Source organism: Sphingomonas leidyi (assembly GCF_011761945.1).
Classification (GTDB): domain Bacteria; phylum Pseudomonadota; class Alphaproteobacteria; order Sphingomonadales; family Sphingomonadaceae; genus Sphingomonas; species Sphingomonas leidyi.
In genome coordinates, this window is the sequence record NZ_JAASQV010000002.1 from 980161 (window position 1) to 999694 (window position 19534).

The 19534-nt window shown below is 65.1% G+C and carries 14 protein-coding genes; 10 read left to right on the top strand and 4 right to left on the bottom strand.

All coding sequences use genetic code 11. The features are described from left to right. Complete coding sequence (locus FHR20_RS14500) at positions 1-2049, bottom strand: TonB-dependent receptor (RefSeq protein WP_341786450.1); 2049 nt, start codon at positions 2047-2049, stop codon at positions 1-3. A gap of 133 nt (positions 2050-2182) precedes the next feature. Here FHR20_RS14500 and FHR20_RS14505 point away from each other — a divergent pair, with 133 nt between their 5' ends. Continuing rightward, positions 2183-2824, top strand: a complete 642-nt coding sequence (locus FHR20_RS14505; RefSeq protein WP_341786451.1) for a DUF1826 domain-containing protein — start codon at positions 2183-2185, stop codon at positions 2822-2824. Positions 2825-3059: 235 nt separating this feature from the next. Here the strand turns inward: FHR20_RS14505 and FHR20_RS14510 are convergent, their stop codons facing one another. After that, positions 3060-3959: an AraC family transcriptional regulator gene (locus FHR20_RS14510; protein ID WP_167300276.1), complete on the bottom strand. Its 900-nt coding sequence runs from the start codon at positions 3957-3959 to the stop codon at positions 3060-3062. 96 nt (positions 3960-4055) lie between these two features. On the opposite strand from FHR20_RS14510, the gene FHR20_RS14515 reads away from it, so the two are divergent. Beyond that, positions 4056-4805 carry an SDR family oxidoreductase gene (locus FHR20_RS14515; RefSeq protein ID WP_167300277.1) on the top strand — a complete coding sequence of 250 codons (750 nt, stop codon included), beginning with the start codon at positions 4056-4058 and terminating at the stop codon, positions 4803-4805. A gap of 343 nt (positions 4806-5148) precedes the next feature. On the opposite strand, the gene FHR20_RS14520 is transcribed toward FHR20_RS14515, so the two are convergent. Next, complete coding sequence (locus FHR20_RS14520; RefSeq protein ID WP_167300278.1) at positions 5149-6564, bottom strand: purple acid phosphatase family protein; 1416 nt, start codon at positions 6562-6564, stop codon at positions 5149-5151. Positions 6565-6648: 84 nt separating this feature from the next. Next, complete coding sequence (locus FHR20_RS14525; protein ID WP_208413589.1) at positions 6649-9387, bottom strand: TonB-dependent receptor; 2739 nt, start codon at positions 9385-9387, stop codon at positions 6649-6651. 166 nt (positions 9388-9553) lie between these two features. Between FHR20_RS14525 and FHR20_RS14530 the strand changes: the two genes are divergently transcribed. The 8 genes from FHR20_RS14530 (at position 9554) to FHR20_RS14565 (ending at position 19447) form a co-directional block, all read left to right on the top strand. Next, positions 9554-10324 (top strand): response regulator transcription factor, encoded by a 771-nt coding sequence (locus FHR20_RS14530; RefSeq protein WP_341786452.1) that lies wholly within the window; start codon positions 9554-9556, stop codon positions 10322-10324. A 4-nt stretch (positions 10325-10328) separates the two neighbouring features. After that, the gene (locus FHR20_RS22895; protein WP_167300279.1) at positions 10329-11681 is read left to right on the top strand and encodes an ATP-binding protein; all 1353 of its coding nucleotides are present in this window, start codon (positions 10329-10331) and stop codon (positions 11679-11681) included. Between the two features lie 585 nt (positions 11682-12266). After that, positions 12267-14657: a TonB-dependent receptor plug domain-containing protein gene (locus tag FHR20_RS14540; protein ID WP_341786453.1), complete on the top strand. Its 2391-nt coding sequence runs from the start codon at positions 12267-12269 to the stop codon at positions 14655-14657. A gap of 13 nt (positions 14658-14670) precedes the next feature. Further along, positions 14671-15165 carry a nuclear transport factor 2 family protein gene (locus FHR20_RS14545; RefSeq protein WP_167300281.1) on the top strand — a complete coding sequence of 165 codons (495 nt, stop codon included), beginning with the start codon at positions 14671-14673 and terminating at the stop codon, positions 15163-15165. A 25-nt stretch (positions 15166-15190) separates the two neighbouring features. After that, positions 15191-16486 (top strand): dipeptidase, encoded by a 1296-nt coding sequence (locus FHR20_RS14550; protein WP_167300282.1) that lies wholly within the window; start codon positions 15191-15193, stop codon positions 16484-16486. Then, complete coding sequence (locus FHR20_RS14555; RefSeq protein WP_341786454.1) at positions 16483-17661, top strand: NAD(P)/FAD-dependent oxidoreductase; 1179 nt, start codon at positions 16483-16485, stop codon at positions 17659-17661. Before FHR20_RS14550 ends, FHR20_RS14555 begins: the two co-directional genes overlap by 4 nt. A gap of 264 nt (positions 17662-17925) precedes the next feature. Then, positions 17926-18444, top strand: a complete 519-nt coding sequence (locus tag FHR20_RS14560) for a sigma-70 family RNA polymerase sigma factor (RefSeq protein WP_208413590.1) — start codon at positions 17926-17928, stop codon at positions 18442-18444. After that, positions 18425-19447 carry a FecR domain-containing protein gene (locus tag FHR20_RS14565; protein WP_167300284.1) on the top strand — a complete coding sequence of 341 codons (1023 nt, stop codon included), beginning with the start codon at positions 18425-18427 and terminating at the stop codon, positions 19445-19447. The genes FHR20_RS14560 and FHR20_RS14565 overlap by 20 nt, the downstream gene beginning before the upstream one ends. Positions 19448-19534 lie beyond the last annotated feature (87 nt).

The following is a 19534-nucleotide window of genomic DNA, read 5'->3' on the forward strand; positions in this document are numbered from 1 at the left end:
TCAGAGGCTCCGCACATAGCGGGCATAGAGGGTGCGCCCGGGCATGGCGTAGTCGGCCTTCTCGTAATAGTTGATGTCGAAGGCGTTCGCGACCTCGAGGCGCAGCGTATCCTTGGGCGTCACCCGCCAACGGCCGCTGAAGTCGACAGTGGTGAAACGGTCATAGGTGAACAGCCCGCCCGCCCCGTTGGTGAAGATCCTGCCCTGGCTGTTGTCGGTATCCAGCCGGTCGCCATTGTAGCGCACGGTCACCGTGCCGGAGACCGGCCCGGCATTGACGGTGGCGGAACCGGTGGCTTTCCAGTTCGCCACGTTGCGGATCGGTGTGGCGGTGCCCGAGGGCAGTATGTCCTCTGCCTTGAGGATGCGGGTGACGCTGCCGTTCAGGCTGAAGCGCCCGGGAGCGACGCCCAGCGCCGCGCCGGCGTCGAGCGCGAACTGCCCCTCGATCCCGCGCATCCGCGACTTGTCCGAATTGATATAGCTCGTCTGGCGCAGAGTCGGGGTCTCGGAGACGATCGCCGTAGTGATGCGGTTGCGCGTGCGGGCGTCGAAATAGGTGACGTCTGCGCTCAGCAGGCCGCGCGCAAAGCCCAAGCCGGCGTCCCAGGTGGTGTTGCGTTCGGGCTTGAGATCCGCGTTGCCGAAGGTCACGCGGCGCTGGATGCCGGCGAACTCCTCGCTCTCGCCGGCAAGCTGGATCGCCTGGGCGGGTACGAAGGCACGGCCGATCGTGCCGTGCGCGCGGAAGCCCGCGCCCAGCTTGACCACGGCGCCGCCGCGCGGATTGAACACGCCGAAATCGGCCTTGCCCGGCGTGAAGTTGGCCCGAAAGGGCGTCGCCCGGGTCGCCACGGTAAGCCAGTCATAGCGGCCGCCCGCCGTGAGGATCACGCGCTCGCCGAACAGGTTGAGCCCGGCCTCCGCGAACACCGCCTTGGTCTCGCGGCTTTCGTTCGGAGACGAAGGCGCCTTGCCGGTGCCGTTCGCATTGTGCGACAGCCTGTCGGCCCAGACCTTCTGCCAGTCGAAGCCATAGGTGAGCCGCAGGGGCGCGAAGACTTGCCAGCTATCCTGCAGTTGGGCGCCGCGATAGGTGGTGACGGTGTTGTTGGACTGGTAGCGCACCGCCGCCGCCGGCACTTCGAAATAGGTGTAGTCCTCGCGCGAGGCATAGGCGACCAGGCGGATCGCGTGATTCCGCGGCGTGATCCCCACGCGGATATCGCCGCTGACGCGATTGGTGCCCGTCGCCGAGCGGCTTTGCGGGTTGAAGGAGCGCGGCCCGGGCGCATCATTGTCCAGGTCCGCGAAGTCGACGCTGCCGTCGATGCGCACGATCGGGCCGAGGTTGCTCCCGACGCGCAGCCGGCCGGAAGCACGGCTGAAGTCGCTGTTGGGGCGCTTCTCGCCGCCGCCCAGGCGGAAGTTGCCCATCTGGTTGACGTAGCCGAGCTCGAGATCGAAGTCGGTGCCGCCGACCAGGTCGCCGCCGAGGCGCATCCCCGAGCGGATCGTCTCGAAGCTGCCTCCGCCGATGTTGAACGATCCGGCGAGCGGCCCGGACGAGCGCCGCGTGATGATATTGACCACGCCGCCGACAGCCGATGCACCATAGAGTGCGGAAGCCGGCCCCTTAAGGACTTCCACCCGCGCGATGCTTTCCGGCGAAATGGTGGTGAAGCTGGTCGAGCCCGAAGGACGGCCATCGACCAGCACCAGCGTGCGTGGGTTGATGGTGAACTCGAAATCGGGCCGGAGCCCTCGCATGCCGATCCCCGCCAAGCCGTTAGGATACTGGATCACGTCCAGCCCGGCGTTCTTCTTGAGTTGATCGAGGAAGGTGACGCCGACGGTCTGGTCGAGCTGCGCCTCGGTAACCACCTCCATCGACGATGCGACATTCTCGCGCTTCTCGCGCGTGCGGTTCGCCGTGACCACGAGCGCATCTTCGGGCTGCGTAACCGGCGTGCCGTCCGCGACGCCCTGTGCCGATACGGGCGTCCCGCCGATGACGGCCAGCCCCAATCCCCAAATCACATGCTTCACAAATGGCTCCCCGCTCCAATGGCATGATATGATATCTTGTATCGTGCCATGGCGGCGGTTACTGCGGGCGTCAACCCGGAGCTTCGCGATCGAAGGCTCCCACAAGGGATCGCTGCGGATGGTTGGGAATGCTGTGCTGAAGTCGACGATGGGCTTTTCGGACGGGGAAGCCGCCGCCATCGCCAATTGCGAGTCGATCCTCGCCGCCATCCGCAACGACAGCGTCCACCTCGCGCTCTGGGACCGACCCCGGCCAGCGAGACTGAAGCCAGTCGACGACCTGTCCTGGGACCAGATCGACGACATCGACCGGAACATGGACGTCGCGGATTGCGGCCAGCTGATTCCCGGAGCGCTGATCGAGGCGGGCTACCCGGCCCGGATTGGCCAACTCCTGGGCGAAGAGACGCTTGGCCTCACCCGCATCTTCGCCGAGATCATGGCTTGCGATCGTATCCGGCTCCGGCTGGAGATCGTCGAGACCGACGCCTGCCGAAAGTTTCACGCCGATATGGTGACCGCGCGCCTACTGATGACCGTGTCGGGACCGGCGACCCAGTGGATCTACGCGGACGAGCCGGACAATATCTTCGATATGAAGACCGGGGCGGTGGGCTTGTTCAAGGGACGTCTGTCGGCGGAGGTGCCGCATATCCTGCATCGATCGCCCCCTATCGCCACTGCGGGAGCGACGCGGCTGCTGCTCGTCATCAATCCGGTCGAACCGGACCATATCGCATCCACCAGCACCGGCTCCCAGCAGACCTCGCCATAGACAATAGCGAGGGCACCGAAGTGCCGCTTGCTCCGGAACCTACCCATTCCTCCCAGAAGAGGTCCGCCGGAGCGCGATCTGCGAGGAGGGCGGGCGCCGAGCGCCGAACGAGCTCTCCGATCGGTTGCGCTGGGAGGTTCGGGCGATCAGTGGAGATATTCGATCGTGGCACCGATTGACCGACCCGGCTGTCCTTGGAGATCTCGGCCGGGGGCAGGCTGGCTGCGTGTCCGGTTCAGCCTGCAGCACGGGCAAACTTGCCGGGCGCGCACCCTAGCCGCTTGCGGAACGCGGTGCTGAATGCACTCGCGGACTCGTATCCAATATCCTCGGCGATCCGGTCGAGTGTCTTGATACCGCGCGCCAGCGCGTCCTTGGCAATCGCCATGCGCCAGCGAGCCAGATACTCGATCGGCGGACAGCCCAGAACGTCGCCAAAGCGGGCCGAGAAGGCGGACCGCGACATGCCGGCAACGCTGGCGAGCTCGGCGACGGTCCAGCTGGCGCGGACATCGGCATGGATCGCCTGCAGCGCGCGAGCCAATGCCGGATCCCGCATCCCGCTCAGCAAGCCGGCCGGGACGGACCGGCTGGCCAGGCTGCTCCAGCGCAGAGCCTCCACTAGCAGCGCCTCGAGCATGCGGTGGAGGATCAGTTCCTTGCCTGGGTAATCCGTCGCGCATTCTTCGGCGAGCAAATCGATTAATCGACCGAAACGCGTCGCGCGCCCGTCCGAAGCCGGAATGTGAATGCGTTCGGGCAATAGCGACAGCAGGAGAGGGGCGTTGACGCGCTCGAAGGAAAAGCTGCCGCCAAGGGCGACAAAGTCGGCCTCGCCCTCCGGCTCGCCGTGCCGCACCGCCTCGGAGCGCGGGGCGGCGGGGGCTCCGACGATTCCCGGTTCGCTCCCCAGCGAGAAAGCCGGCGTGCTCGGCAGTAGCAGGAAGTCGCCCTGTTCAAGGCGAAGGGGATCTTCTCCGTCGAACGTCAACCACGCCTCGCCCGAAACGATGATCGTGAAGCCGGGTGCGTCATGGGCGTGGTAATGGACGCCCCAGCGCCCTTTGGCCGAGATCGGCTTCGACACGGCGGCGCTCGGACGAAGCAAGGAGATAATATCGCTCAAGGGGTCCATGGTTTGGACGATCCGTAATAAATTATGGACATTGAGTTATATAAGGTATCGGCTTCCCTGTCTATCTCCCGGTCATCGATCCCCAAGGAGACTGACATGACCAAGACGATCCTCATCACCGGCACCTCGTCGGGCTATGGCAAGGCCACGGCTGAACTGTTCCTCGCCAAGGGCTGGGACGTCATCGCGACGATGCGCCGTCCCGAAGCGGCGTCCTTCGTCGGGGACACCGGACGGCTGCGGATCCTGCCGCTCGACGTCACGAGCGAAGCAAGCATCGCGGTCCTGGTCGAGAAGGCCGGCCCGGTCGATGTCCTGGTGAACAATGCCGGGGTCGGCGGCGTCGGTGCCTTCGAGGCGATGCCGATGTCGCTCGTCCGACAGCTCTTCGAGACCAACACGATCGGTGTCATGGCGATGTGCCAGGCATTCATTCCGCAGATGCGCGAGCGCCGCGCCGGCACGATCGTGAATGTGACCTCGAGCGTCGCTCTGGGCGATTTCCCACTCGCCGCCGCCTATACCGGCAGCAAGCAGGCGATCGAAGGATTCACGGCGTCGCTCGCAATCGAGCTCGGCTATTTCGATATCCGCGCCAAGCTGGTCGAGCCTGGCTATGCCCCGACCACTCGCTTCGGGGCCAATGCCATCATCCCGGTCGAGGACCTGCTTCCCGGTGGGTATGCGGACTTCGCACGCCCCATTCTCGAAGCGTTCGGGAAGCCGGCCATGACGACCTCGGAGATCGATGTCGCGCAAGGCGTCTGGGATGCGGTTCACGATACTCGGGGTCAGCTCCGTTTCCCCGCGGGCCCTGACGCCGTCGCGCTCGCCCAGGCGCGCTGATCGCCCTCTCGTGCCGGCCAGCCCCAAAGCCGGCACGAGACTTCAAGCAGTCGGCTGGATCCTCTGTGGTCTCGGCGCCCGAACCGCCCTTCGAGAGACCGGGATGGCGGCGTTGTTCGAGCTTCGTCTGTCAGCGCCTTGGGCCCCGTCGGCCTCATCGCGCCTGCCTCTCCGTTCCTCCAAGCCTGACGCGTCTCGACTTGGAACCGTTCTTTCCCGGGATCGGGTGAGGAAGAGATATTGCGTACCCGTAACGAAAGGCGAATGTTTCCGCGGGCCGCGAGGATGGGGAAAGCCGGCCATCGGCAAGCGCAACTCCATCGGGCCCGCCGCGTCCGGTGCGTTATTTTGCGCGGGCGACACAGGTGCCCCCGTCCGGACCGATCATGCCGGTGCACGTACGAACCGCGATCATCGGCTCCCGCAACTCGATCAGGCGATTGCGGCCATCCGCGCCGCGTTCCAGCATGAACCCGTCATAGAGCTTCCCGGACACCGTATAGGTGCGGAACTGGAGACGATCGCCCGCAACGTCGACGACCTGGTACAGCTCGGTCGCCTCCGCGATCCTGTCGGGCTGGGTACGGGAGCGGTCGTTCAGCGCATACATTTTCGAGCCGGTTACCGATACCAGATAGACCGGCCCCTGGATCGCGCCGTTCCTGCGCGCCGATGCCGATGCTTCCCGTCCCGCTTCCGAAGTCAGGCGGCTGTAGCAATGGTCATGTCCCTGCAGCACGAGATCCACCTTGCGCGCGTCGAACACGGGCTTCCATGCCGACTTGATCTCGGCGATGTCCTCGGGGCGGGCACAGGTGAAGACCGGTTGGTGGAACAGCACCACATTCCATTTCGCCTTGCTCGACGCGAGCGTCGCGTCGAGCCAGCGCGTCTGGGCATCCATCGTGCCGAGGTCGATCGCCGAGGTGCCGTCCAGCACGATGAAGCGCACGCCCTGATAATCGACATAATAGGTGGTTGCCCTGGCCGGCTCCGCGCCGTTCGCAGGGAGCGCGAACTGAAGCGGCCAATAGGGCCCGAGCTTCCGGCTCTCCATACCGTTCGGCAGCACGACATCGACATATTCGTGGTTGCCGGTGGCAGGAATCTGCGGGACGATCGCATAATTATATCCCGCTGCCTGGTTCCACTCGCCCCATTCGTCGTCATGGTCGAGATCGTCGCGTTGCGCCGCGAGATCGCCGGCGTGCAGCACGAGCTCGATACCGCCATTTGCATGGAATGCCTGCCGGATCACGCGGCTGGCATAGGTGAGGATGCCGTTCTGAATGTCGCCGAGATAGAGGAAGCGGAAAGGCTTCGGCTCGGCGGCGGCAGTGCGGAATTGCAGCCATTCGCTCCAGCCCGCGCTGCCCTTCAGCCGATAGGCATAGACGGTATCCGGCTTGAGCCCCGTAAACCGAATCTGGTGGTACAGGGCGGAACCGTTGGCACTTTCCTTGGCGTGTGGCGGGTTGGCGCCGATTGCCTTGACCGCCCTTTCGGACAGCGTGGGGCCGTCGACCGAGACGGCGATCTCCGCCTCGCTGACGCGCTGGGTGGCATCGGTGCGATAGGCGACCGCCATTTCCCGGGTGGGATCCCCGCCCGGCGTCAGGACGATGCGATCGGGCAGGTTGCGCGCGGCATAGGGCGTGCCGGCCGACCGGGGCGGCGCGATCTGCGCCCAGGCATCGAGTGTCGTCGCGGCCGAGAGCAGCAGGGCGGAGAGGACCAACGAGGTATTCGGAACGCGCATGGCACCCCTTCGAGTGATTGGAGCGGCGGCGAGGCGAGCGCCTGCGATTCCGGGCTCGACCTGCTCGAGCCCGGAACGACCCGTTTAGAGCTTGATGCGGATGCCGCCGAAGATCGAATAGCCGAACTTCTCATATTCGTAGACGCGCTCACGCACGCCATAATAGCGAACGCCCGGCGAATTGGTCAGGTTCTTGGCTTCCACGAATATGGTGGCCTGCTTCACGACCTGATAGCTGGCGGTCGCGTCGAGCTGGCCGCGCCCTTCCCAATAGAGATCGAGCCGCGGCTCGTTGGCGTCCACTGCGTTCAGATAGTCGCTGCGCTTGGTATAGGAGAGGCGCGCGTTGAACGGGCCCTTCTCGTAGAACAGGGCGGCGTTCCAGCTCGACTTCGACTGGCCCGGCAACGGCATCACCCGGCGGCCGGCAAAGGCCTGCGACAATTTTATCTCGGCGTCCGTCCAGGTGTAATTGGCGAACACGCCAAAGCCGCTGAGCAGGCCGGGCAGGAAGGTGAACTGCTGCTGCCAGTTCACCTCGATACCCGCCAGATGTCCATCGGGCGCATTTTCCGGGCGCACATAGATGGTGCTGCCGACGGTGCGGCTCAGCGTGTAGCGATAGTCGGTCAGGTCCTTGTAGAAGGCGTTGACCGAGATCAGGCCGACCGGCCGAATATAATATTCCAGGCCCGCGTCCACATTATTGGAGAGCGTCGGCCGCAGATTGGGATTGCCCTCGGTGATGCGCGTCAGGCTGCTGTCGGTCTCGTCGAGCTGACGCGGCACCAGATCGACGAAATTCGGCCGGTTGATTCCGCGGCTGAGCGCGAAGCGGCCGATCAGCTCCGGCGTGAACGCCTGCCGCACGGTCAGGTTCGGGAACCATTTGCCATAGTGCGAGCCGACATTCGCCTTGCCGACCGTGCCGTTGAGCGCAACGGTGGGCGCCGATCCCTCGAAATCCGTCGCTTCGTAGCGGACGCCCGCGATCACCGTGGTGCGCCCGAATTCCGCCTTGGCCATGCCGAACAGGCCGAGGATCTTCTCGCTCGCCCGATAGTCGGCCGTGATCGATTGTGGAATGCGCCGCTCGGACGCGCCCTTGGTCGCATCGAAATAGGCGTCCGCCTTGCCCGGATCGATCTTGTAGCCGAGATTGTAGTTGAAGTTCGCCGAGCGCTCGTCGGTGAGGAAGCTGGTCAGCGAACCGCTGGGCGCCGCGGACGCACGGCGGTCACGGAAACGCTCTTCGTCCGACACGACGTCGCGATCGCGATAGCGGCCGCCGAAGCTGACCATCACCTGCTGGCCGCCGAGGTCGACGGGCAGCTCGACCTTCGCCGAAAGACCCCATTCCTTGTTCAGCGTATCGTTCGCGCGATAGGCATTTTCGCGGAACGCATAGCGATCGGCCTGGAGATGCTCGTTCGTCGTGAACAGCGAGTAGGTCGGATTGTCCGGATTGGCGAAATCATAGCTGAGGGTGGGGCGCAGCGACGAGCGGAACAGCAATTCGTCGCGGCGCGGATAGGTCTGCTTCGATTCCGAATAGCTCGCGGAATATTCGACCTTGCCTTCGCCGATCAGGTTTTCGCCGCCCACGGCGCCGGTATAGATCTTGTTGCGCTGCACGCGGTGGCGGATCTGCTTCTCGATACGGGTGTTCGAGAAGGTCGCGCGGCTATCCGTCGATCCCGCGGCCATCGCGCCTTCGCTCCACAGGATGCTCAGGCGATTGCGATATTCGTCGTCCGTGAATTGCGAGAAGGAACCGCGGGCATAGAGCCGGTTGCCCGGCGAGGGGCGCCATTCGAGCGCGCCGTTGAGCGAAACGCGCTCGCGCTTGGTGTCATAGTCCTTGAACAGGGTCTCGACGAGGCGCACCTGTCCGGCGGCATTGACCGCCCAGCCATTCTCGACATTGTCGAGCTGGCGATCCGTCTTGGAATAGCTGCCGGCGAGCAGGATGCCGAATTGCCGGTCGGCGCCGAAGCGGTTGCTGATCGAAAGCGAACCGCGCCTGTCGCTCGTGCCGCCATAGTCGTTGTAGCTGGCGCCGGCCGATGCGCTGAGGCGGAAGCCCTTGCTGTCGAAGGCCGAGCGGGTGGCGATGTTCACCGAGCCCGCGATCGCGTCGGCATCCTGGCTCGGCAGCAGGCTCTTGGTCACCTCGAGGTTCGCGACGATGTCCGACGGAATGGTGTCAAGGTCGATCGCGCGGGTCGTCGGGCTGGGAGCGGCAACCGTCGCGCCGTCGATGGTGACGGTGCTGAACTCCATCGGTGCGCCGCGGATGTTGATGTAGCGGCCCTCGCCCTGATCGCGCTCGATGCCGATGCCGGAAACGCGCTGCAGCGCCTCGGCGATGTTCGGATCCGGGAAGCGACCGATGGCGTCGGCCGAGACGATGCTGACCGTATTGTCGGCCTGTCGCTGCTGGTTGAGGGCCCGCGCGGTGTTGTCGACGATCGAAGCGCCGGTCACCACGATATCGCTCGAGGCGCCGCGGGGCACGGTGATGTCGACGACTATCCTGCGATCCGCCAGGGTCACCGGCGTGCTTGCGTCCGGGCGGCCGAGATATTCGACGCGGACCGTCACTTCGCCCTGCGCCGGTGCCGGCATCACGAACTCGCCCTGGAGATCGGTGGTGGTTTCGCTGTTCAGCTCGGGCACGACGACGCGCGCGCCGGGCAGGGGGGAGCCGTTTTCGTCATGCACGCGGCCGGAGAGGATGCTTGCATTCGCCTGCGCCCGCCCGGTCGTTGCGGAGTCCTGCGCCAGCGCGGGCGGCATCGCACCCACAAGGGCAATCGTCATGACGGATGCGGCGAGCGCAAAGGAGCTGCGGCGACGGTGAATGGCGTTCATGGTGACCCCCGATATCCTGGCGAACGGAATAACGGGGCGACCCCGCCGTTCTGGCGGCGGCGGCTAGGAATGCCGTGTGACGGTCCCGTTACAATGACGCTCGGCGGGGCCAACCTTGGGGCAATTTTATCTTCGCGATCGGGCTGGCGCCGCCGACGAACGAACGAACGGCCGTCTGAAAACTGTAACCTTGTGGCGGCAGAGCCGATGGATGCGCTTGCTTCTGATCGAAGACGATATCGCCATCGCAGACTATATCGGCGCTTGCCTGTCCAATGCCGGGCACGAGGTACGACAGGTGCCGGAAGGGCAATCCGGGCTGGTGGAGACCAAGAATGAGCATTTCGATCTGCTGATCGTCGATCGCATCCTGCCCGATGGCGATGGGGTGCTCGTCGTCGACAGCTTGCGCAAATCGGGCTTCACCAATCCCGTATTGATGCTGACCGCGCTCGGATCCATCGAGGATCGGGTGGAAGGACTGCGGCACGGCGCGGACGACTATCTGGTGAAGCCGTTCGCGCAGGCGGAACTGCTCGCGCGTATAGATGCGCTGTTCCGCCGATCGAAGGGCGCGTTTCAGGACGTTCATGAATATGCGTCGATCACGATCAACCGCCGTCGCCGCGAAGCCTGGCGCGCCGGCCAGCGGATCATGCTGCAGCCGCGCGAGTTCGAACTGCTGGAACAGCTTGTCCTGCACGAGGGGAGATATGTCTCCAAGGCGATGATGCTGGAAAACGTCTGGAATTTCCATTTCCACCCGGACACCAATATCGTCGAAACCCATATGAGCAGGCTGCGCCAGAAGCTGAATGCCGGGTTCGCCTCCGATGCGATCCAGACGGCGCGCAGGGTTGGCTACAGGCTCCGGGATGATTGCTAGAGGCGTGCGAAGCGCACGACAGATCACGCTGCTCTTCGTCGCCGGGCTGGTAATCGCCGGAGTATTGCTGGGGGGGATCGCATATCTCGTCGGGCACGACGCGATCAGGGGCCAGATCGATGCCCGCATCGAAGCGGAGATGCGCAGCCTGCGCCATCTTCAGAAGCAGGGCGGGAACAGGGCCCTGCTCGCCGCGATCGACGAGGATGACGAGCGTGGCGGCAGCTTCGACTATGTTCTGGTGAACGCCTGGGGCCATCGCCTGTCGGGCGAGCGCGGCCATCCCCTGCTCGCCATCGGCTGGCGTGATGCCGTCTTCCGTGACGATGCCGGCAACGGAATTCCGGTCCGCGCCCTTACCGCTCCTCTCGACGATGGGCTGCGCCTGACCGTCGCCACGGATACGGCGCCGGCGGCCGCGTTGTTGCGCACTACCCTTGTTCTCCTTGCGCTGGCGTTACTTGTGTTGATCGTGTTGGCGATCGGATGCGGGCTGCTGTTCGAGCGGGCGATCCGCCGCCGGCTCGACCTGATGAACCGCACGGCAGTTGCGATCATCGCCGGTCATCTCGACTCCCGCATCGCGCTCAGCGGCCATGGCGACGAATTCGACCAGCTGGCGAGTACGTTCAACTCGATGTTCGGTCGCGTCGAAGCGTTGATCGGCAACCTCCGCCAGGTTTCCAGCGATGTCGCGCACGAACTCCGCACGCCGATCACGCATCTGCAGAACCGGCTGGAAAGAGCGCTAGAAGAGATACCGCCGGGTTCGCCGGGGCTGGAAACCGTCGATGCCGCGATCGGAGACAGCGAGCGCATCCTGTCGCTCTTCTCGGCATTGCTGCGAATATCGGAAGTCGAATCCGGTACCGTGCGCCGGTATTTCAGGACGTTCGATCTCAGCGCTCAGTCCGCGATGGTCGTCGAAAGCTATTCCGCGGTCGCGGAAGACAAGGGCTGTCAGCTTCTGTCAGATATCGAGCCGGACATTCTCGTCGACGGAGATGTGGAGCTTCTCTCTCAGGCGATGACCAATCTGATCGAGAACGCCCTCAATCACAATGGACCTGGCACCAGGGTGACGCTGGTGATCGAGCGTTGCGAGGATCGAGTGGCGCTGAGGGTCACCGACGATGGCAAGGGCATAGACGAGGCCGATTTCCCGTTGGCGCTGCGTCGTTTCGGGCGGCTGGAGGCACGCCGGAACCCCGCCGGCCACGGGCTTGGCCTGCCGCTTGTCCAGGCGATTGCCCGGCTGCATCAGGGTGCGCTCGAACTCCAGGACGCGCGACCGGGACTACGCGTGACGATCTGGCTCCGGTCCGAAGGGCAACAGCCTCGGGTCGGGACTCACTGATCAGAGCCGGAAGATGACGGTGGCGGCAAGCGTCACGCGCGCGTCGAACCTCGGCCAATGATGCCGATCGGCTTCGCAAGTACCTTGCGAAATTCGGGTTGGATTGGGCCAGTTTGATGCATTGAGCAGCCCGAATGGAATCGGCAGCTGATCCTGCCTGCCCTGAATGACAGGAATGGGTGCGCATTGCCGACCGGCCACTCGCACCGATACGTGCCCGGCGCCCGGACAAGTAACCACCGGCGGCTCATTGGATACGCGGGCAGGCGGGAGCCGGAGCGATAGCTGGCCTAGTTGGGCCCAAAGTCTAACTATCTCGCCAATTCCCACCATTTCGGTAGGTTTTTAGCTGCAAGCAAAACAAAGGTGGGTTGCGCGTTTCTGCAGTGATTCCCGAAAGGGATGATGATTCCGTTCTGCGAGGTTCCTGATGGGATTCGCAGTCGAGAAGTTGTGCTGAAATCATATTGGTCAACCCGCCTGATGTCCATTCAGGGGGATAGCATAGTCATGCGACATGAAGACTGCGCGAATCAGGATAATATGCCTGGAAGGCGCGCAAGCGCCTGCCGTTTATTCGGAGGAGTGACGGTTGCGGCACTCACCGCGCCGTTGGCGCTGATCAGTCCGGCACAGGCACAGTCCGGTGCCGCCGCGGACGAGCAGGACGCCATCGTCGTCGTGGGCTCGCGCAGTGGCAACAAGGCGCTCGAGAGCTCGGCTCCAGTCCAGCTCGTCAGCGGCGAAGACCTGCAGGCCACCGGTGCCCGCACCTTGTCCGAAGCGCTCCAGCGCCTCGTACCGTCCTTCAATTTCCCGACCTCGGTGCCGTCGTCGAACGCGGCGAGTTTCGTCAAGGGCGTGTCCCTGCGCGGGCTGGCGGCGGATGAGACGCTGGTGCTGATCAACGGCAAACGCCGCCACGCGACTGCCCAGCTCAATGCCGGCAGTGGTGTCGCCAAGGGCGCGCAGACCGTCGACCTCAACAGCATTCCCCTGAGCGCGATCGAGCGCGTGGAGGTGCTGCTCGACGGGGCATCCGCGCAATATGGCTCGGACGCCATCGCAGGCGTGGTCAACATCGTGCTCAAGAAGCAGGCCGGGCACGGCAATCTCGCGGTTCAGTACGGCGTCAACGACAAGGGCGATGGCGAGACCAAAAGCATCGAAGGTTCGATCGGCGCCAAGCTGCCGGGCGACGGCTCGGTCACGCTGGCCTTCGACGTGTGGGACATCGGGCGCACCCGCCTTTCCGGGCGCGACAACCGCACCATGTATTTCGCCGGCGATCCGCGCGAGGCAAACTATCCCAACCGCAACTGGTTCTATGGCAGCGGCGCCACCAAGCGCGAAAACCTGCTGCTCAATGCCGAGAGCACGGTCGGTGGAGTGACGCTCTATCTCAGCGGCAGCTATGGCTGGCGGAAGGACGAGGGCTTCGGCAATCTGCGGCAGCCCAGTGCCGACCAGACGGTGCGCGCATTGTTCCCTGACGGCTTCCAGCCCTTCCTGCGTGTCCATTCGCGTGACGCCTCGATCGGCGGCGGCGCGCGCTGGTCGGGCAAGGCGGGCGATTTCGACCTGGGGGCCAATTATGGCCGCAACCGGGTGGAGAGCCTGGTCTACAACACCAACAATGCCAGCCTGGGCACTGCCAGCCCGACCTCGTTCGATACCGGCGACCTGCTCAACGAACAGGCCAATGTCACCTTCGACTGGAAGCGCCCCTTCGAGACCGGTTTCCTGCGCGCGCCGCTCAACGTCGCGGCGGGCCTGGCCTATCGCCACGAGGCTTACCAGGTGTTCGAGGGCGACCATGGCTCCTGGGCCAATGGCGGCGTGCCGATCCTCGACGGTCCCAATGCCGGCAAGGTGGCGACCCCGGCTTCGCAGGGCTTTGGCGGCTTCTCGCCCGATGACGCGGGGCGCAGCACGCGCGACGTCGTCGGCGGCTATCTCGAGCTCGAGACCGAACTCGCCAAGGGCCTGCGGGTAACCGCGTCCGGACGCGTCGAGCATTATTCCGACTTCGGCACGACCGCGAACGCCCGCCTGGCGCTGCGCTATGAAGTAACGCCGAAGCTCGCCTGGCGCGGTAGCGCCGGCACCGGCTACCGCGCGCCGTCGCTTGGCCAGTCCGCCTATTCGCGCACGATTCCGAACATCACCAACGGCGTGCTCGCGACGAACAAGCTCGCCCGCGTGGACAGTGCGGTCGCCCGTGCGCTCGGCGCGACGCCGCTCAAGCCGGAAAGGGCGACCAACCTGTCGACCGGCCTCGTCTGGACGCCGAGCAGCGACCTGTCGGTGACGGTCGATTTCTACCAGACGACGATCGACGACCGCATCGCCTTGTCCGAGACGCTGACCGGCACGCTGGTCCGCCAGGTGCTCACCAGCGCCGGCTTTCCGACCTATTCGGGCGCGCAATATTTCACCAACGCCGTCGATACCCGCACGCGCGGCATCGACGCGACCGCGCGCTATCGCTGGCGCCTCGGCCAGGACCAGAAGCTCGACCTGAGCGCCGGCTTCAATCTGAGCGATACCAGGATCACGCACATCAAGGCGACCCCGGCGGTGCTGGCGGGCAGCGGCCTGACGCTGATCGGGCACGAGGCGCGCGGGCTGATCGAGGAATGGAACCCCGACACCTTCGTGCGCCTGGCGGCCGACTACACCAATGGCGGGTTCGACGCGCATCTCTCCGGCACCCGCTACGGCACCTATTGGGCGCGCAATGCGGTGGTCGCCTATGACCAGCGCTTCGGGCCGCAGGAGGTCGTCAATCTCTCCGCGGGCTACCGGCTGTTCGCCAATGCGCGCGTCTCGGCCGGCATCAACAACCTGCTCGATAGCCATCCCGACCAGGTCCTGCCCGCCGCCCGCAATCCCGTGGTCGCCCTCTATTCGGGCCTGTCGCCCGAAGGCGGTGCCGGCCGCACCTATTTCGCTCGCCTGGACCTGTCCTTCTAAGGAGCCCCTTCCCATGAAATCCAGATATCTCAGTGCATTACTGATCGCCGCGGCCGGCCTTTCCGGCGCCGCCAGCCTGTCCTCCATTCCCGTCCTCGCGCAGGAGCATGTAGCGGTCGAGGAACATGGCCCCGCCGGGACACGCGCGGCAGTGATCGCGGCTATCGACGCCTATCGCGTCGCTGTCGTGAAGGGCGACCGGGCAGGGCTGGACGCCGCGTTTCACCCCGACCTTTCCTACGGCCATACCGATGGCGAGGTGCTTTCCAAGGCTGCGCAGATCGACCGGACCCTGGCGCCAGGCAAGCGCTTCACCGCGGTGGACATCGCCGATGCCCGGGTCCGCAGCTACGGCGATGTCGCCTATGTCACCGCCGGCTGGACGTTCCACCTGAGCAAGGACGACGGCACCACCAGCACCGCGCGCCTCTCGGGCCTCGACGTGTGGACCAAGGGTCGGCGCGGCTGGCAGCTCATCGCCCGCCAGCTGACTCGCCCCGCGCAATAATCCCTCTTTCCAAGCGAGACATTCCATGGCCCGATTTGCCCTTCGTTCGAAGCTGCTCCTGCTGCTGGCAGGAACGGCGCTGCCCCTTGCCGGCGCGCATGCCCAGAGCTTCACGCCGGAACAGCTCCAGGCGGCGACCGCCCTCCAGGAGCGGCTGCCCAATCTCGACAACCATCTCGACATTCCCTTCGACTTCGGCACCGGGGAGCATGATCCGGGCAAGGACGGCCCCGACCAGTTCGACTTCGTCAAGGCGAAGCGCGGCCGGCTGAAGGGCGTGGTGCTGGCGATCTTCGTGCCTCAGAACGCCCGGACGCCCGCCGGCTATGCCGAAGCAGCGGCCAAGGGGCAGCAGAAGCTGTCCGCCATCCAGGGCGTGGTCGCGCGCTATCCCGAACAGGCCGCGATTGCCCATTCGCCCGAGGCGCTGCGCGCGATCGAGGGCTCGGGCCGGGTTGCGATCATCCTGTCGGTCCTCAACGGCAATCTGATCGGCAAGGATCTGCGCCAGCTCGACGCCTGGCACGACAAGGGCGTGTCGATCTTCGGTTTCACCCATGCCGGCGACAACGACCTGGCGGATTCCGCCCGGCCCAATCTGCTGCGCGGCGACAAGCCGAGCGAACATGGCGGGCTCTCGCCGCTCGGGCGGCAGGCCGTCGCTCGGCTCAACGATCTCGGCGTGGTCATCGACGTGTCGCAGATCACGGGGCAGGCGGTGCGGCAGGTGCTGGAGCTGAGTCGCGCGCCGGTGATCGCCTCGCATTCGAACGCGCGCGCGGTGATCGATCATCCGCGCAACCTCGACGACGCTACGTTGCAGGCGATCGCGGCCAGGGGCGGCGTGGTCGCGATCAACGCCTATAGCTCCTGGGTGAAGGCCTTTCCGCCCGAAGCGCTTGCCAAGCTCAATGCGATCCGCCGCCGCTACGGCATTCCCGAGGACAAGACGCCTGCGGGCATCCAGCCGCTGTCGGACAAGGGCGTGAAGGTGCTCCCGCCCGAGGTCTTTGCGAAGTACAGCGCGGAATTCCATGAGATCACCGGCAGCCCGGACTATCGCGCGACGCTGAAGGATTATGCCGACCAGATCGACTATGTCGTGAAGAAGATCGGCATCGAGCATGTCGGCATCTCGTCCGACTTCAACCATGGTGGCGGCGTCATCGGCTGGAACGATGTCGGCGAGTCCGTCAACATCACCGCCGAGCTGCAGCGTCGCGGCTATGGCGAGGCGGATATCGCGAAGCTGTGGGGCGGCAACTTCCTGCGTGTCTGGGGCCAGGTGCAGGCGCTCGCCAAGCCGAAGGCCGGCAAGTGAGGATCGACCGCCGCGCGACATTGGGGCTGCTCTCCGCCGTTCCGCTGTTCCCCGGGGCAGCGCGTGCCCGTCCCGTTGCACCGGGGAGCCGTTCGGCGATCGTGATCGGTGCGGGGATCGTCGGCGCCGCAATCGCCTACGAACTCGCAAAGCGCGGCGTGACGGTCACCCTCCTCGAGAAGTCCAAGCCTGCGGCGGGGGCGACGGGCGATTCCTTCGCCTATCTCAACGCCTCGACCAAGACCGGCTCGCGGCCCTATTTCCAGCTGAACTGGCTGGGCATGGCCGGCTGGCGGATCTGGCAGCGGGAGCCGGGGGCGGCGCTTCCCCTGCAATGGGGTGGTGCCACCTATTGGCGCGATAGCGAAGCCGAGTCCGCGAAGCTGGGCGAGAGCCTGCGGATCGCGCAGCAATGGGGCTATGCCGGGCGTCGCCTGGACGCGCCCGGGCTCCAGGCGCTGTTGCCGGGGCTCGCCATCGGCCCGGTCTCGGTGGCGGCCTTCTTCCCTGAAGAGGGCGCGGTGGACCCGGCCGGTGCGGTGGCCGCGCTGCTCGAGCGGGCGGGCAGGCTCGGGGCGAAGCTGCGGGCGCCAGTGGCGGTGCATTCGCTCATCGTCCGGGAAGGGAAGGTCGTTGGCGTACGAACGGCGGACGGCGCGATCGAGGCGGATACCGTGGTGTTGGCGGCCGGCCTGGGCAGCGAGGCGCTGGCGGCACAGGCCGGCGTGCAGCTGCCGCTCACCGCTTCGCCCGGCGTCCTCCTCCACACAAGGCCGCAAAGGCCGGCGCTCGATCGAGTCGTCTTCGGGCCGCGCAGCACCTTCAAGCAGATGGCCGACGGGCGCTTCGTAGCCAGCATCAGCGGGCATGAAGGCGGGGCACCGGCGGGTGCCGGAGTGGAGGCCTTCGGGAAGGCCATCCAGGACGCCGCCGCCTGCTATCTTCCCGCTTTGGGGAAGGCCGAGATCGAACGGGTCAGCATTGGCCAGCGCGTGGTCCCCAGGGATTCCTTGCCGGTCGTCGGCTTCGCGCCGCGCCTGGGCGGCCTCTATGTCGCGGTCACCCATAGCGGCGTCACGCTGGCGCCCGCGCTGGGCCGGCTGGCCGCGCTGGAGATACTGGACGGCGTAGTCGCCGATCCGCTTGCCAATTTCCGGCTCGGCCGCTTCGCCTAGCGGCATCGCCCGAATTGCCTATCCATTGCAGTAATTGAGTCCATGTCGCGGGAGCTGCCGGGCCCAAGAGCCGGTTCTGCGCACCTTGCCGTGCCGAACGGTCCGGCTTCGACTTCATTTTCATCGATCCGGGGGGTCGGAAATTACGCGCCCAAGCATCTATAGTCTTAGGAAGATAAAAAAGGGGGGCTGCGGATCGTGAGGCAGGATCGCGCCGAACTGGTAGCCTGGGTTGCGGGGAATGTCGTTCCGCACGAAAGCGCCGTGCGCGACAAGCTGCGCTCGGTCGGCGTCCCCGAATACGAGATCGACGATATCATGCAGGACGCATATTTGAGAATCTCGCACCTCGATAGCGTGGCGCATATTCGCAATGGGCGTGGCTATCTGTTCACCGTGGCGCGCTCGGCGATGCTGCTGCGCGTGCGGCGCGAGCGGATCGTACGGATCGACAGCCTCTCCGATTATGATGAGCTGACGCTCGCCGACGACGATCCCGGACCCGAGCGCCATGCGGCGGCAAGGATCGATCTCGAGCGGGTCCATCGGATGATCGCGTCCCTTCCCTCGCCCTGCCGGGAAATTTTCGAGATGCGGCGGATCGAAGGCGTGCCGCAGCGAGAGATTGCCGCTCGGATGGGCGTTTCGGAGCATATCGTCGAAAAGCTCTCGGCCCGTGGATTGCGATTGATCCTGAAGGCCATCGCGGGCGGCAATCGTGAAGCCGCCAGCCCGGCAAAACAGCGTATCGAAAGGAAACTGCGTGACGTCGGCTTCGAATGACAGCGAAGCGGCGGATTGGGCCATTCGCCGTGAGAATGGTCCGCTGTCCGAGCCGGAACAACGCGCGTTCGAGACATGGCTCGCAGGCGACGAGCGGCGTGCCGGTGCGTTGCTGCGCGCGGATGCCGCGCTGGCCTTTCTCGATCGCGGCCGTGCGCTCGCCGGGCTAGGCTTCAACGATGCGCCGCATGTATCGGGACATGTGCCGGATTCGGAGCCCGAATTCGGAGATGGTATCGAGCGGGCGCATTGGCTGTCGCGCCGAAAGCTGGTTGGCGGCGGGATGGCTGCGCTGGTCGCGGTCGGGATAGCGGGCTTTCTGGCGCTGCCGCGCACCGAACGGATCGTAACCCAATTGGGCGAGATCAAGCGAACGCCGCTCGCCGATGGATCGGTTGCGACCGTCAACACGGCCAGCCGTATCACCGTCGCGATGTCGAAGAACATGCGCAATGTTTCGCTGGACGATGGCGAGGCCTGGTTCGAGGTTGCGCATGACCGCACGCGGCCGTTCGTGGTCAGGGCCGGCGACGTCAGCATAAGGGCGGTCGGAACGGCCTTCTCGGTGCGCCGAACCGATGGCGGGGTGGACATTCTGGTAACGGAGGGCGTCGTCGAGGCGTGGCGCGATGACCAATCCACGACGCCCTCGCGTATCGCGCAAGGCGAACGCGCCTTTGTCGCGGATGCGAAGGGACGCGACGTCAATATCGCTCAAAACGCCGTAGTAGTGCGAACCGATAGCGAGATCGACCGCACATTGGCATGGCGCAATGGCGACCTGGCCCTCAATGGTGAGACGCTCGATTACGCGGTCGAGGAGCTCAATCGGTACAATCGGCGTAAAATTATCGTCGGTGACAGGGAATTGGGGCGTTCGCCGATCGTCGGGTATTTCAAGGTCAATGAGCCCGATAATTTCGCGCATTCCGTAGCGTCATTGTTCAATGCCCGCGCCCAGTTCAGCCAGGAAGGGATCAGAATAGATACAAATGGGAAATGAATATCTTTGGACGGGAGGGTCGGAAACTCTTCGCCCAAGCATCTCTATATAGGGGGGCGCAATGTACGCCTCCCGATCTTGGGGGAG

Bases quoted from the DNA above. Each gene is read 5' to 3' on its own strand.
- FHR20_RS14520 (WP_167300278.1), bottom strand. From the start codon at position 6,564: ATGCGCGTTCCGAATACCTCGTTGGTCCTCTCCGCCCTGCTGCTCTCG.
- FHR20_RS14515 (WP_167300277.1), top strand. From the start codon at position 4,056: ATGACCAAGACGATCCTCATCACCGGCACCTCGTCGGGCTATGGCAAG.
- FHR20_RS14510 (WP_167300276.1), bottom strand. From the start codon at position 3,959: ATGGACCCCTTGAGCGATATTATCTCCTTGCTTCGTCCGAGCGCCGCC.
- FHR20_RS14550 (WP_167300282.1), top strand. From the start codon at position 15,191: ATGGCCCGATTTGCCCTTCGTTCGAAGCTGCTCCTGCTGCTGGCAGGA.
- FHR20_RS14545 (WP_167300281.1), top strand. From the start codon at position 14,671: ATGAAATCCAGATATCTCAGTGCATTACTGATCGCCGCGGCCGGCCTT.
- FHR20_RS14525 (WP_208413589.1), bottom strand. From the start codon at position 9,387: ATGACGATTGCCCTTGTGGGTGCGATGCCGCCCGCGCTGGCGCAGGAC.